This window comes from Mucilaginibacter sp. SG564 (assembly GCF_013149275.1).
GTDB lineage: Bacteria > Bacteroidota > Bacteroidia > Sphingobacteriales > Sphingobacteriaceae > Mucilaginibacter.
In genome coordinates this window covers 59239-73447 of sequence record NZ_JABGNA010000013.1, presented here as the reverse complement: position 1 = coordinate 73447, position 14209 = coordinate 59239, and the positions used below count along the sequence as shown (strand labels likewise).

Below are 14209 nucleotides of genomic sequence, written 5' to 3'. Positions count from 1 at the left end.
CGCTATATCTCCCCATTCACAACAAAAACAAAATATCAGGGAAGATTTCAAATTGTTTGAATTTCGTAACCATTGGTTTGATTGACGTAATGCCAAGGCCTGCCTGTCACCCTACCTTTGTTCTATCAATTAGAACAAAAAATGGACAACAACAAAAAAGTATGGTTTATCACTGGCGCCTCCAAAGGATTTGGGCTCAGTTTAGTGAAACAATTACTGGATGCTGGTCAGCTTGTTGCCGCCACCTCCAGAAACAGGGATGAGTTAATAAAAGCAGTTAACAACACCAACAATAATTTTTTACCGCTGCAAGTCGACCTGGTGAACGAAGCCAGTGTATCATTGGCCCTGCAGCATACCCATGAAACTTTTGGCCAGATAGACGTAGTGATCAACAATGCCGGTTATGGCATCGGCGGCGCAATCGAAGAACTGACCGATAAAGAAACCCGCACAGCATTTGACGTAAATGTATTCGCTACCTTAAATGTCATCAGGTTTGTAATGCCTTATCTGCGTAAACAACGCTCAGGTCATATCATCAATATATCGTCTATAGCCGGCATTGCTCCGGGAACAGGCTGGGCCATTTATGGTGCTGCCAAATACGCGGTGATCGGTCTGTCTGAAGTATTGGCAGCTGATGTAAAAGCTCTCGGTATTAAAGTTACGGTAGTTGCACCGGGTGCTTTCAGAACCAGTTTCCTGACACCTGATTCATTAAGCATCACCGAAAACCCGATAGCTGATTATGTGGATGTACGGGAAACACATGCCAAATACCTGAAAATGGATGGCGAGCAGGCCGGTGACCCCGAAAAAGCTGCCGCGTCTATCATTAAAGTTGCCGGTATGGAAAATCCTCCGCTGTACTTGCTTTTGGGCGGCGATGCCTACAACCGGGCTTTAGCCAAACTGGATTCGCTATACAAAGAGGTTCACGAGTGGGAGGAGCTCACCTGCTCAACTGATCTTTAATAATACCTGCAAGCCCTATATCTGCCTATAAAACAATGGAAAATATTAAAGATAAGGTTATTGTAATTACCGGTGCCAGCAGTGGCATCGGTGCAGCTGCGGCACGCAAATTAGCACAGCTGGGCGCCAAAGTTGTTTTGGCTGCCCGTCGCGAAGATCAGCTGAAAACGCTCGTAAACGAATTAGGGGAAAACGCCCTGTATGTAGTAACAGACGTGTGCAAACGTGCCGATCTGGATAATCTGATTGCGCAGGCTATTGACAAATTTGGCCATGTGGATGTGCTGTGGAACAATGCCGGTGTGATGCCGATCTCCTTTTTTGATGAGGGAAAAGTGGAAGAATGGGACCGGATGATCGATATTAACATCAAGGGCGTATTGTATGGCATCAACGCGGTGCTGCCGCACATGTTGCAACGCGGACAAGGGCATATCCTGTCAACCTCATCGGTAGGGGGCCTAAAAACTTCTCCCGGAATTGGCGTGTACTCGGGTACCAAATTCGCGGTGCGGGCTATTATGGAAGGCCTGCGTGAGGAAGTAGCACAAACCATTAAAGTAACTACTATTTTCCCGGGTGCTACACAATCTGAATTGGGGCATGATATTACCAGCCCTAAGATCAAAGCCATCTATGGTAACCTGCAAAACATGCCCAAAATGGATGAAGAAGCCATTGCCGACGCGGTGATCTATGCGATCAGTCAGCCGGGCAATGTGGTTATTAACGATCTGGTATTACGACCGCTGGGGCAAACCCGTTAAGCAATAACAGTAATATTTTAAACAATTAGAAAACAAGAAAATGAGCAATAAAAAAGTTTGGTTTGTAACCGGAGCCTCCAAAGGACTGGGACTCTCCTTAGTAAAAAAATTATTAAACGAAGGCTACTCTGTAGCTGCCACCTCCAGAAACCTGAGCGATCTGAGCAAAGCCGTTGACACCCATAGCGAGCAGTTTTTGCCGTTGGCCGTGAATATCAAAAACGAAGAAAGTGTACAGGAAGCCATTGAAAAAACGATCAGCACGTTTGGCAAGATCGATGTGGTGGTGAACAATGCGGGTTACGGTTTGGTTGGCGGCCTGGAAGAATTAACCGATCAGGAAGCTCGCGACAATTTTGATGTAAACGTATTTGGTTCCCTGAATGTGATCCGTAAAGCGTTGCCTTACCTGCGCCAACAGCAATCGGGTCATATTCTCAATATATCATCTATTGGTGGCTTTACGGGTAGCTTCCCGGGTTTTGGTATCTATTGCGCTACCAAGTTCGCGGTGAATGGTTTTTCTGAGTCATTAGCCGAGGAAGTGAGGCCATTTGGTATTAAGGTAACTATAGTACAACCGGGTTATTTCCGCACCAACTTTCTGTCAGAAGGTTCATTGGTGGTGCCAAAGCACCAGATAAATGCTTACCAAAACGTGCGCGCTTCGCAGGATCTGCACCAAAACGAACTGAATCAGCAGCAAGCCGGAGATCCGGATAAAGCAGCAGATGCTATGATAGCTATTGTGCAGGCCGAAAACCCACCAGTTAATTTGTTTTTGGGTGAAGATGCCTACAATGCAGCAAATAACAAGATAGCTTTTGTTCAGGGCGACCTGGAAACCTGGAAAGAATTAACAACCTCAACAGCAATAGTATAAATATGGAAAAGGATCAGCATATAGGCGTTTGGGTAACAAGTGATGGTTACATACGCCACGAGTTATTACCAAACGGCCGCTATGTTGAGGCCCGCGGTAACCGTAAAATAGCCTACACCGGCTTTTACAGTATCAGGGGTAAACATATCGAATACCTGGACGATACCGGTTTTACTGCCGATGGCGATTTTGATGGCAATGTATTTTACCATGCGGGCATGGTTTTATATAAAGAATCGGCTTAAAAGCCCGGCTATGCCGGGCTTACCATTAGGCTAACTAATTGTATTTAATATTATGGTATCTTCACAAAAGGTATCCTATTAAAATACAGCCAGGTAGCATGATCAAATGGCGTAATTTCTGCGTGTATATTTTATGGCTGGGGATTGTTGCCCCAGTTCAGGCCCAGGATAAAAGGCCAGCCATAGTTTTTGTCAGCGATACGCAAGCGCCTCTGCTGGTTGAGCATGTGATCCGCAAGCTGCAGCACAATACCAGGGCAACAGAACTCATCTTCCAGGACATTGTCAATACTCATCCTTCAAGCCTGTTTATACTGGGCGATGTGGTATCCTTGGGCTACCAAAACAGCAAATGGCAAAAAATGGATGCCTATCTCCTGGCATGCAGCCAAAATCATATCCCGGTTTATGCCCTATTGGGAAACCACGAACTCATGCTCAACGCCCGCAAGGGAGCCACGCAATTTCAATCGAGATTCCCGATGCATGATCCTGCAGGTTATGTAGAGGTAGTTGATTCGTTTGCGGTGGTTTTACTGAATTCCAATTTTAGTAAAATGCCCGATTCCCTTATCAAAAAGGAGGATGATTGGTATATTCATACGATGCATCGCTTAGATGAAGACGCGGCGATAAAATGGGTTATCGTCGGCTGCCATCATTCCCCTTATACTAACAGCAAAGTAGTGGCGCCGGCAGACCTGGTACAGCAAAAATTCGTTCCTGCTTTTGTAAGCTCCAAAAAGGGGATACTTTTTCTGTCGGGGCACTCCCATAATTTTGAACATTTTAAGGTGCGGGGTAAAGATTTCCTGGTGATAGGCGGTGGCGGAGGTCCGCATCAGCCCTTGTCCCGGGAGATGAAAACACCCGATATTTCGGAAAACTATAAACCTATGTTCCATTATCTGGAAGCAGAGCCATCCCGTGATTCGGTAAAGGTTGTTTCGCGACAGTTAAAAAAAGATTTTTCGGGTTTTACTGATGGATTGATTTTTTATGTCCATAGCCATTAATAAAAAGGTAGATTCCGATACCGTTGTTGCGTTTTAAATTATGGAATTGTTAATAATGCATATCGCAATAAAAAGTCTTGCTAATAAAAGCGGGCTTTTTTTACCTTTATAGAAATCAAACACCAATTAAAATATGAGTTTTCAAGAACAGATCAGTTCGATATTCGTGGAGGAAAGCCAGATACCGGCCGAATTCCAGATATCAGAAGTGCATCAGCGTGAATACCTGTGTGATGGAGAGATGAAGCCCTGGAACGGGCCTGTGACCGAGGTGTATTCGCCTGTTTGTTTTCCCGGCCCGGATGGGTTTAAGCGCAAGCTAATAGGTACTTACCCTGTTTGTACCGAAACCGAAGCTAACGACGCCCTGGAGGCAGCCATTAAAGCTTACGACAATGGTCGCGGCGAATGGCCTACCATGAGTGTTGATGGACGGATCAAATGCATGGAACGTTTCATCTACAAAATGATTGAGCAGCGCACCCTGGTGGTAAAGCTCCTGATGTGGGAAATTGGTAAATCATATGGCGACTCAGCAAAAGAGTTCGACCGTACCATCGAATACATCAACGCTACTATTGATGCCCTGAAAGCGCTCGACCGTAAATCATCCCGCTTTGAAATGGCCGAAGGCCTGATAGCCCAGATCCGTCGCTCGCCATTGGGTGTGGTGCTGTGTATGGGGCCGTTCAACTATCCGCTTAACGAAACTTTTACCACCCTGATCCCCGCCCTTATTATGGGCAATACCATTTTATTTAAACCACCAAAGCATGGTACGCTGTTGCATTACCCACTGTTAAGAGCCTTCCAGGAATCGTTTCCTAAGGGTGTGGTGAATACGGTTTATGGTCGTGGCGCGGTGGTTACACCTGGCTTGATGCAAACCGGTAAGGTAAATGTACTGGCCTTTATTGGTTCCAGCAAAGTGGCCAACGATCTGAAAAAGCGCCACCCTAAAATAAACCGTTTACGGGCGGTGTTAAGCCTGGATGCGAAAAACGCGGCTATCGTTACCAAAAATGCCGATTTGCAACTGGCCGTGAGCGAATGTGTTTTGGGCGCCCTTTCATTTAACGGACAGCGTTGTACAGCCATCAAAGTGATATTTGTACATAAAGATATTGCCGATGAGTTTTTGAAACTACTCAGCGATGCCGTATCCAAACTAAAATTTGGCCTGCCATGGGATAAGGACGTAAAACTGACCCCCATGCCCGAGCTGAACAAAGCCGAATCATTAACAGAAATGGTGGACGATGCCATAACCCATGGCGCGAAAATCATCAATGAAAATGGCGGCGAAAGCGTAGCTTCATTCTATTACCCGGCTATAGTTTACCCGGTGAACGAAAAAATGAAGCTGTATCGCGAAGAGCAGTTTGGCCCGGTTATCCCGGTTATCCCGTTTGAATCGATAGAAGAACCGATCGAATACCAGATCGATTCGCCGCATGGTATGCAGGTGAGTATATTCAGTAACGATGCGCAGGAGATCTCGTCGTTGATTGATCCTTTTGTGAACCTGGTGAGCCGGGTAAACATCAACAGCCAGTGTCAGCGTGGGCCAGATGTGTTTCCGTTTACCGGTCGTAAAGACAGTGCCGAGGGTACGCTTTCTGTATTTGACGCGCTACGGGCATTCTCTATCCGCTCATTGGTGGCTACCAAACTGAACGAAACAAATAAACAGATCATCAACGAAATTGTGAACAGCAGCGATTCCAATTTCCTGAGCACGAAGTTTATACTGTAGAGCCCAAATTTGAACCATGTCATTGCGAGGAGGAACGACGAAGCAATCTCGTAGCTATTCTTATCCAATGAACAAGCGAGGGGATTGCCACGCTATCGCTCACAATGACATGGCTTTATATTATTTCGTAAGGAGACTTAGAATACTTGTTAATCAGTTCCACCAGCACTAAATTAGGCACCCAGCTTAAAAAAGCGATAATGAGGTAATTGTTCTCAAAGTTTACGCCGTTGCCTAAAACGGTGAACAGCCAAATATAAAAGCGCAGCGTTACCGCGGCAAAGGCCAGTGCGTAACTACGGCGCATCATTTTAACGTGGTCGTCTATCTCGCCGTTCTTCACCAGCAGGAAAGCGGATAAGGTAAAAGTCACCCACAAGGTATTTTGTATTAAAAAGGAGGCGAATACGCCCTTGCCCCGGTTAATAAATAGTGTCATGACATACGCGCCAGGTGCTGCGAAAAACAAAACACCAAAAACGTATAGTTTGCCTAGCGCCTTATGCAAGGGACGGTTGTTATACACCTTTTTTGAAAATTGGAAAAAGCCGGCCAGCAAAATAATGCTGCTGCCAAAAATGTGGCAATAAAAGGCCGGCATATACCAGCCTGTTTTAATGGCCGCCTGCTTAAAACCTAAAAAGACTGTATCCTGCTTAAAGTCAAGATATTGATAAAGAGTTCCCAGGCTCAATACCGCGATCCAGAAGAAAGCAAAATACCGTAATAAGCGCACGGTAATACTCATTTAGCCGCAAGCGTATTGCCTTTTTGCGCGTTTAGTTTGCTGTTGATAAAGCTGATATTGTACTTATCAATAACGGTAAGGGAATCATCAACGTTTGCTAGATTGCCTTTTTCGTACCTGTTAAATTTGTTCATAAATACGTCGTTCCAGCGTTGGTTTTTAAATTTGTACTGGTACGATGCATAGATCTCATTTTTCATCAGCTGCAAGATGGCCGGGGTAACATGGTCAACGGTTCTGCTTGTGGACTGGTTGTTAGTATAGTGCGACAGTACATAACAGTTTTGCAGATAAGAATCATCCAGTTTTACATATTGTGTTGGAAATATGCGGTCGCCCTTTTGAAATGCGGGTACCAGTTTACCATCTTTTATTTGCAGGTAATGGTAGTATGGTCCTTCGTCCAGGGTTTCAGTAGTGTCTAACAGGGGCTGATAAAGCTGCGATGTGGTTTTAAACTCAAACAACGAATCGTTGATAGCCCTCAATGTATTTTCATTACATGGACCGGATAAGGCACCGCCACCTTCACCATCGCCCATGTAAGTGCTTGCATTAAAACCTAATATGCGGTTTTGTTTTTTGTCAACCAAAAGCACTTCCTTGGTGGTGTACAGACCTGACCGCCCGCCCAGGTAGTCATCTGCAATAGAGTAAAAAGCGCTTTCAAACCAATTATCACCTGGTTGCTTTGTCCCGCCAAAGGTAATAGCCAAACTTAAACTGCCCTCACCATCGCCCTCATCCATACTTTTTACCCCTTTTCTTAAAGGATTTTGGAAGTCGATCAATTTGGAGGTGATCTGCCAATCGGTCAAATAAGAGGGAGGTATCAATATAGAGGAGGTTCTTTCTCTGCTATTGTATTCCATAATGTTCTTTGAGCTCTTGTCTGAAAGTTTAACAGATGATCCGTAGAGCTTTATTTTAGATAAAACATCGGCTATTTTAAAGTCAGTTAGCTTTTCGCTTACAGTCAGATCTTTTTTCAGATAAAAATAATCGTCCTGCTTTTTGAGTAACGCCAGGTTCTCCTCATCGCTCAGGGGATAAAGTTGATCATAATCCACAGGTACTACCAATTTGCCGGTCAAGTCAAAAAAGCCTCTTTTACTGCCTTTTTCAACCTCTATCAGGCCATCTACGGTACCTCCGATATTGTGTATCAGGTCGTACTCCGGCGGGATGATCTCCTTAAGCTCAGGATTTAAAAGGGCCATCTGGTGGGTAGGTACTTTACCATCTTTATTGTCAGCTCCCCAATAAGTTTCCTTTTCAAGCGGGCTTTTTGATACGTAGAAATAGGTTTTGCCATTTATATGCTCAAACCACAACACGGTATCATATTTGGTTTTTAATTGATCGGCTGTTTTAAAGGCTGCCAGGGTGATAGGGTCATAAATATCTTTTTCGGGTATGGTTTTGTTGATCACTTTGTTTTGAAAAGCAATGTAGCCTTTTACAAAATTGGTGGCATTTACCTGGCTTATTTTATATTGATGACTGCCCGTTTTGTGAATAGTAAATACAAGGGTTGCTTTTTCTGCCTTCAGCGCATCATGATTGAAATTTGCAGTGATATTTGCAGTGGCCAGTTCGGGGTTTACAAATTTAACTGTCGCATCTTCGGTATTTAAACTTACTTTAAAGATAGGAGTTTCTTTACCGCCGGTGTTGGTTTTATTGGTAAGCACTTTAAGCAGGGTTTTTACCAGCCGGCCACTTTTTTGATCTGCCTCAAAATAAAGGCTTGCCGAATCAATATTGCCAGCCTTTATCTGCGCGTTAAAGGCGTTTAAGAACTGGGTTATTTCGCCTTTTTCGGGCTTGCTTAGGTACTTGCTACGGATAAACAGGAAGCCGCATACCAAAATCACCACGGCGGCTACTACTATGATTACAGGTTTAGTTTTCATACAACCAAGGTAAAGTATTTTTTTTAATAGAAAAAAATCGTCGAAAACCGATGAAGGTCAGGGGGATAGAATAGCATGATATGATATAGATCATATATAGAAAAAATCGATACGGTATAGATTTTTAGAATTAATAGCTTTCTTTAAAAAGTGTATCTTTGTTGCATAAATAATAATAAAATAGCTAATATGTTAACGATAGGACAAAAATTCCCTCAATTTTCTAAAACCGCTGTGGTAAGTCTTGAAAAAGGTAAAGAGTTTGAAACATTAACTTCTGAGTACCTGGTGAATGACGATAACGTTTGGACTGTAATGTTCTGGTGGCCAAAAGATTTCACTTTTGTGTGCCCAACAGAAATTGCTGAATTCAACAAAAACTATGGCGAGTTCCGTGATCGTGAAACCCGTTTAATTGGTGCTTCTACAGATTCTGAATTTGTACATGCTGCCTGGAGACGTGATCATAACGACCTGCGCGACCTGAAATTCCCGATGCTTGCTGATACTTCAAAATCATTGGCAGAAGATCTGGGTATATTAGAGCCAACCGAGAAAATTGCCTACCGTGCTACTTTCATTATCGATCCTCAAGGTATCATCCGTTGGGTATCAGTTAATGATTTAAGCGTTGGCCGTAACGTTAACGAAGTTTTACGCGTACTTGACGGCTTGCAAACAGATGAGCTTTGCCCTTGCAACTGGGAAAAAGGACAAGAAACCCTTACCGTTTAATACCGATATATAAGATACGTCCCCGTACAGCAAACTTGTGCGGGGATTTTTTATACCATTTATACAAGCTGAAAGCTGTTTTGCAGCCATCATTTAATCAGAGCTTTAGGCCCTCGGCTTTTAGCTTTAAGCATAAAAGACATGAACGAAAGTACCGAAGTGATCCAGGAACTGCTGGAGAGTATTGGAGTAGATAAAAACTACAGAACAGAAGCCCTTACCCTATTGGAAAAAGGCGAGTCGCGTTATCTGCGTGATTTGAAATTGAATTTTACGAGCACCCTTACCTCGGCTCATTTAAGCACTAAAGAGTGCGCACTGCTGGGTTTAAGCACCGCTGTTAATAATAACAATACACCGCTTACCGTGTTTTTTACCAGGTATGCTCGGGAACAAGGCGCTGATGCTGCAGAAGTAGCAGAAGCCGTTGGTTGCGCCTCTTTGCTGGCTTCAAACAATGTATTCTACAGGTTCAGGCATTTTACTCAGAAAGAGAAATATACGCAGATCCCGGCCCGTATCCGCATGCAGCTGATGATGAAGCCGGTAACCGGCAAGGAGTTTTTTGAATTAATGAGTCTGGCTATATCCGCGGTTAATGGTTGCGAGATGTGTGTGAACGCTCATGAGGATTCACTGATCAAATTATCTACTACCGAAGAGCGTATTTTTGACGCGGTACGTATCGCATCATTGGTAACATCTGCCGGTAAGGTGATTTTTTGAACGAATAAGTCAGGATTTAATAAAAAAAGGCATGAGGTTTAAAAATTTCATGCCTTTTTCATAAATTATGCTTAATTGCTTAATTAAATTTGCGTTTGTTAATTAAAAACTTCTAAATTTATACCTAAGATTAAACGCCCCCTGGATCTGCGGAATCTTTTCATAAAGCAAAGTGTTTACTGGGGGCAGTACTTAAATTTTAATTGTTAATTTTTTTTGGGGAAAGCCGTTCCTGGTAATAGAGGAACGGCTTTTATCATTTTATTAATGCGCGTCGACCGGCATTTTAACAGCTTTTTTGAACGGCTGCAGATAGAGTAACGGTATCGAGAATAGCATCACCAACCCTGATATCCAGTAGGCATCATCATAGGTTAACAGCAATACCTGCCGGGTAACGGCACCTTCAATTGCTCCATAAGCCATGCGGGTAGCATCTATTAAGGAATGTCCCTTGGCCATAAAGCCATGCAAATAAGCATTAAAACGCTCGGTAAAGGCAGGGTTGGTTGTCGTAATATTGGTTAACAAATTATTACGGTGCACCCCCTGCCGAACGTGAATAATAGTGGTAAGGGTAGCAATACCAAATGAACCGCCCAACTGGCGCATCATGTTGTTTAAGCCGGTTCCCTGTCCAACTTCGGCACCTTTCAGATCGGCAATAGCCAGCGTGGTTAGCGGTACGAATAACAGCGCCATACCTACGCCACGTATTACCAATGGTATAAAAAAGTTGCCTGTACCCACCGCCAGCGTTGAATTGCTGAGCATGGTAGTAAATACAAAGAAGAGGAACATACCCGCCGTAGCCATAAACTGTGCCGGGATACCTTTATTAAGCATTTTACCGATGAACGGCATCATGATAATGGTACATAACCCGCCCGGAAACAAGATCTCGCCCGTTTGTTGTGCCGTAAAACCAAGCAGATTCTGACAAAATACCGGGAACACGAATACCGACCCGTACAATCCAAATCCGAGAATGAAAGAGGTGAACATACCTACCGCGAAACTGCGGTGCCTTAATATGGCAAAGTTTACTATCGGGTAATCTATGCTCATTTCGCGCCATATAAAAAGGAGCAGTCCCAATATGGCGGTAATGGTAAGTACAGTAATATAGGTTGTAGCAAACCAATCTTCGGTTTCACCTTTTTCCAGGATGGTTTGTAAACTACCCACAGATATGGCCAGGAAGAGGATGCCCCACCAGTCTACCGGTTTTCCTTTCGCATCCTTAGGGGTTTCGCGCACAAAGGTATAAGCAAAAAACGCGGCTACGGCACCTACCGGGATGTTTACATAAAATATCCAGCTCCAGTTTAAGTGATCGGTTATATAACCACCTATGGTAGGGCCCACAGTTGGCCCCACTACCGCGCCTAAACCAAATAAAGCTGTAGCTGTACCAATTTGCTCGCGCGGCCAGGTTTCTATAAGGATAGCCTGTGAGGTTGATATCAAACCGCCCCCGGCTATACCTTGTATAATCCGAAACAATACCAGCTCGCCAAGGCTTGTAGCATTACCGCATAAGAATGAAGCGATGGTAAAAACGATAATTGATGTTATAAAATAATTTTTACGCCCAAAACGGTTGCCGAGCCATCCCGACATCGGAAGTACAATTACGTTGGCAACAGCATAACCGGTAACCACCCAGGCAACGTCTTCGAGAGTCGCGCCAAGGTTACCCTGTATCTTGGGCAACGCTACATTCACAATGGTGGTATCAATCAGCTCCAGCAACGAAGCCGTAATTACCGTGATCGTGATGATCCATTTTTTAAAGCCTGTTTCAGCCATGATGTATTAAATTCTAAATTCCTAAACTTTGGATCAGAATCAGAATTTACAGAATTAAAGAATTAACAGAATAATAAATCCGAAATCCTAAACCCGAAATCCCAAATCCTCGATTATCCTTTAATTACAGATACATTTACGCTCATACCCGGGCGTAATTTCTCTATTTGTTCTTTTGTGCCTTTTATTTTGATTTTAACAGGCACACGTTGCACAACCTTTACAAAGTTACCGGTAGCGTTATCTGGTGGCAGTAAAGAGAATTTAGCACCTGTAGCAGGCGAAAAATTGTAAACTTCACCTTCCAGTTTCATATCCGGGAAAGCATCAACTTCAATGTCAACTTTCTGGCCGCTTTTCATATCAGTAAGCTGAGTTTCTTTAAAGTTGGCGGTAATGTAAAGGCTGTTATCGTTAATGATCGAGAACAGTGTTTGCCCAGCCTGCACCAATTGCCCTAACTGGATGCTTTTTTTAGATACCAGGCCACCTGCAGGCGCTTTAATAGTGGTATAGGTTAACTGCAGTTTAGCAAAATCAATATCAACCTGTCTTTGATTTACGCCGGTATTGGTAACCTTTAACTGGCTGCGTGTGGTGCCAATTTGTTCCTGGGCGGCTTTGTACTGATCTTGTGAGGCGCGCAGGTTAGCTTTAGCCACATCCAGATCAGATTTAACCTGATCAAATTGTTGCTGGGTTACCGAACCATCTTTTACCAGGTTGGCATAACGCACGTAATCTTTTTGCACTTTCTCTAACTTGGCAACATTTGAAGCAACTTCTGCCCTTGCACTTGATGAGTTGGCTTCGTTAGCATAGATCTGTGATTGATTTACGTTAATGCCTGCGCTTGCACCCACCTGCGCGGCTTGTGCCTGCTCCAGTTTAACTTTATAGTCGCGGTCATCTATTTTAACCAGTACCTGGTTGGCGTTTACGTGGGTGTTTTCTTCAAAATATATCGAATCTACATAACCACCAACGCGGGTAACAACCGGGCTGATATCGCCGTCGATCTGCGCATCATCAGTATCGATGTGTTTACCGAAATATATATATTCTTTGATACCGAAAATGATACCGCCAATAAGTAATACGCCTAATATAATCGGAATAACTTTATTCGGTTTCTTTTTTGGTGCTTGTTCCTGTGTTTCTTGTTCCTTTGCCATTGTATATAGTATTGATTGGTTTAGTATTATTGTTTGTTAATTTTTCCAGTTGATTTTAATAAGGTATAGTAAGCCAAACCTGCATCGGCTTTAGCCAGTTCCAGGTTTATCTGTGCCTGATAAAGCAATGTTTCGGCATCGGCACGGTCTGTAGCTGATGATATATTGCTCTTATATTTCGATTCCAGTATTTTATTGTTTTCACCGGCCTGCTCAATAGCTACCTGTAAAAGTTTAATCTTGTTTAAAGCCGAAGTATAGTTCTGGTAATCCTGGTTCACTTCATCCTTGATACGGTCAACCATGATGTTTTTGTTGATAACAGATTGTTCGCGCTGTATCTTGGCTTCGGTAACCTTGTTTTTGTTGGTCCATAATGAACTAAAGCTCCATGACAGGGTTAAACCACCTGTTAGCGGTGTAATGTAGTTGCCGCTTTTAGGTATAGGGTTGATATTGGCATCTACATAATAGCCTGCAACAGAGGCTGCCAGTGTAGGCAACGTATTACCTTTGATGCTTTTAATGTTTGTTTCGGCTACTTTGGTACGCAGATCAAATTGTTGCAGTTCGGGCCTGTTGCTCATAGCGGTATCCAGGTAATTGCTGAATGGAGCAATCTGCCTGTCGGCTTCGGTTATCTGATCAATGTTGAGCTGTGTGCCTTCTGGTAACCCTAACAGCACGTTCAAATTGTAGTTAACAATGCGGCGATTAGTTTCCAGATCAACACCGTTAATCTCAATGTTTGATCGTTGCAGTTGAAAACGCAGTACATCATTTTTAGTTACCAGTCCCTGCTCAAAAAACCTTTGCGCTTGTTTTATCTGGGCGTCAACGGTGGTTAAGTTCTGGGCAACTACCTTTTTGCTTTGCAGTACTTTATACAAGCTGTAGTAAGAGCTGATAATGTCATAAGTGATCTGATCTTTATCGTTCACCACATCCAAACGGGCAACCTGGGTTAACAGATCGGTCGACTGGCGGGCATACTTCAACTTATTGCCTTCAAAAATGGTTTGATTCAAGGTCAGTATACCCAGGTAAGCGTCAGCTCTGTTTGGTAAGTTAAAGCTTTCGGGACCTAAAGCCAGCCTGTTGGCCGGAATCTCGGCATGGGTGTAGCCATAGCTTATTTTACCGGTTGGCAACGATTGGTCTTTAGCCTGATTGTATTCAGAAACGGCCTGGTCAATTTTTGATTGTGAAAGCTTTAAAGTCTTGCTGTTATCCAGACCAAGTTTTATAGCCTCATCCAGGGTGATGGTTCTGTCCTGCGCGTTTGCGGTTCCCACAAATAGCGTAGCTGTTATTACAAACGTAACAGCATACAGGCAGAAGGGGTGCACTGCATTAAACAGTGATAGGTGCTTGGGTTTTTTATTTAGAGTTGTCATTTTCATTGGAGCAATTTGTTTTTTAAAGGTAATGAAGCTATCATGAGCCGTTTTA

General features: G+C 43.5%; 13 protein-coding genes. 8 read left to right on the top strand and 5 right to left on the bottom strand.

What is annotated here, in order from left to right; translation table 11 throughout:
- Positions 1 to 141: 141 nt before the first annotated feature.
- The 6 genes from FHW89_RS24275 to FHW89_RS24250 all read left to right on the top strand — a co-directional run bounded on the left by FHW89_RS24275 (position 142) and on the right by FHW89_RS24250 (position 5645).
- Positions 142 to 978, top strand: a complete 837-nt coding sequence (locus tag FHW89_RS24275; RefSeq protein WP_172337648.1) for an SDR family NAD(P)-dependent oxidoreductase — start codon at positions 142 to 144, stop codon at positions 976 to 978.
- A gap of 35 nt (positions 979 to 1013) precedes the next feature.
- Entirely contained in the window at positions 1014 to 1745 is a 732-nt protein-coding gene (locus FHW89_RS24270; RefSeq protein ID WP_172337647.1) for an SDR family oxidoreductase, read from the top strand.
- A 40-nt stretch (positions 1746 to 1785) separates the two neighbouring features.
- A complete protein-coding gene (locus FHW89_RS24265) occupies positions 1786 to 2628 on the top strand; it encodes an SDR family oxidoreductase (RefSeq protein ID WP_172337646.1) in 843 nt (280 codons plus the stop codon).
- 2 nt (positions 2629 to 2630) lie between these two features.
- Entirely contained in the window at positions 2631 to 2873 is a 243-nt protein-coding gene (locus FHW89_RS24260; protein WP_172337645.1) for an Atu4866 domain-containing protein, read from the top strand.
- Positions 2874 to 2971: 98 nt separating this feature from the next.
- On the top strand, positions 2972 to 3889 hold the full coding sequence (locus FHW89_RS24255) for a metallophosphoesterase (RefSeq protein ID WP_172337644.1): 918 nt from the start codon (positions 2972 to 2974) through the stop codon (positions 3887 to 3889).
- 133 nt (positions 3890 to 4022) lie between these two features.
- Positions 4023 to 5645, top strand: a complete 1623-nt coding sequence (locus tag FHW89_RS24250; protein WP_172337643.1) for an NADP-dependent glyceraldehyde-3-phosphate dehydrogenase — start codon at positions 4023 to 4025, stop codon at positions 5643 to 5645.
- 115 nt (positions 5646 to 5760) lie between these two features.
- Here the strand turns inward: FHW89_RS24250 and FHW89_RS24245 are convergent, their stop codons facing one another.
- A complete protein-coding gene (locus tag FHW89_RS24245; protein WP_172337642.1) occupies positions 5761 to 6393 on the bottom strand; it encodes a DUF2306 domain-containing protein in 633 nt (210 codons plus the stop codon).
- A complete protein-coding gene (locus FHW89_RS24240) occupies positions 6390 to 8309 on the bottom strand; it encodes a WG repeat-containing protein (RefSeq protein ID WP_172337641.1) in 1920 nt (639 codons plus the stop codon). Before FHW89_RS24240 ends, FHW89_RS24245 begins: the two co-directional genes overlap by 4 nt.
- Positions 8310 to 8498: 189 nt before the next feature.
- On the opposite strand from FHW89_RS24240, the gene FHW89_RS24235 reads away from it, so the two are divergent.
- Both FHW89_RS24235 and FHW89_RS24230 read left to right on the top strand, forming a co-directional pair.
- A complete protein-coding gene (locus tag FHW89_RS24235; protein WP_172337640.1) occupies positions 8499 to 9044 on the top strand; it encodes a peroxiredoxin in 546 nt (181 codons plus the stop codon).
- Between the two features lie 141 nt (positions 9045 to 9185).
- Positions 9186 to 9770, top strand: coding sequence for a carboxymuconolactone decarboxylase family protein (locus FHW89_RS24230; RefSeq protein ID WP_172337639.1), 585 nt, complete (start codon positions 9186 to 9188; stop codon positions 9768 to 9770).
- A 264-nt stretch (positions 9771 to 10034) separates the two neighbouring features.
- Here the strand turns inward: FHW89_RS24230 and FHW89_RS24225 are convergent, their stop codons facing one another.
- The 3 genes from FHW89_RS24225 to FHW89_RS24215 form a co-directional block, all read right to left on the bottom strand.
- Positions 10035 to 11582 carry a DHA2 family efflux MFS transporter permease subunit gene (locus FHW89_RS24225; RefSeq protein ID WP_172337638.1) on the bottom strand — a complete coding sequence of 516 codons (1548 nt, stop codon included), beginning with the start codon at positions 11580 to 11582 and terminating at the stop codon, positions 10035 to 10037.
- 113 nt (positions 11583 to 11695) lie between these two features.
- Positions 11696 to 12757, bottom strand: coding sequence for an HlyD family secretion protein (locus FHW89_RS24220; protein ID WP_172337637.1), 1062 nt, complete (start codon positions 12755 to 12757; stop codon positions 11696 to 11698).
- A 26-nt stretch (positions 12758 to 12783) separates the two neighbouring features.
- Positions 12784 to 14160, bottom strand: a complete 1377-nt coding sequence (locus FHW89_RS24215; RefSeq protein WP_253952313.1) for a TolC family protein — start codon at positions 14158 to 14160, stop codon at positions 12784 to 12786.
- Positions 14161 to 14209: the final 49 nt, after the last annotated feature.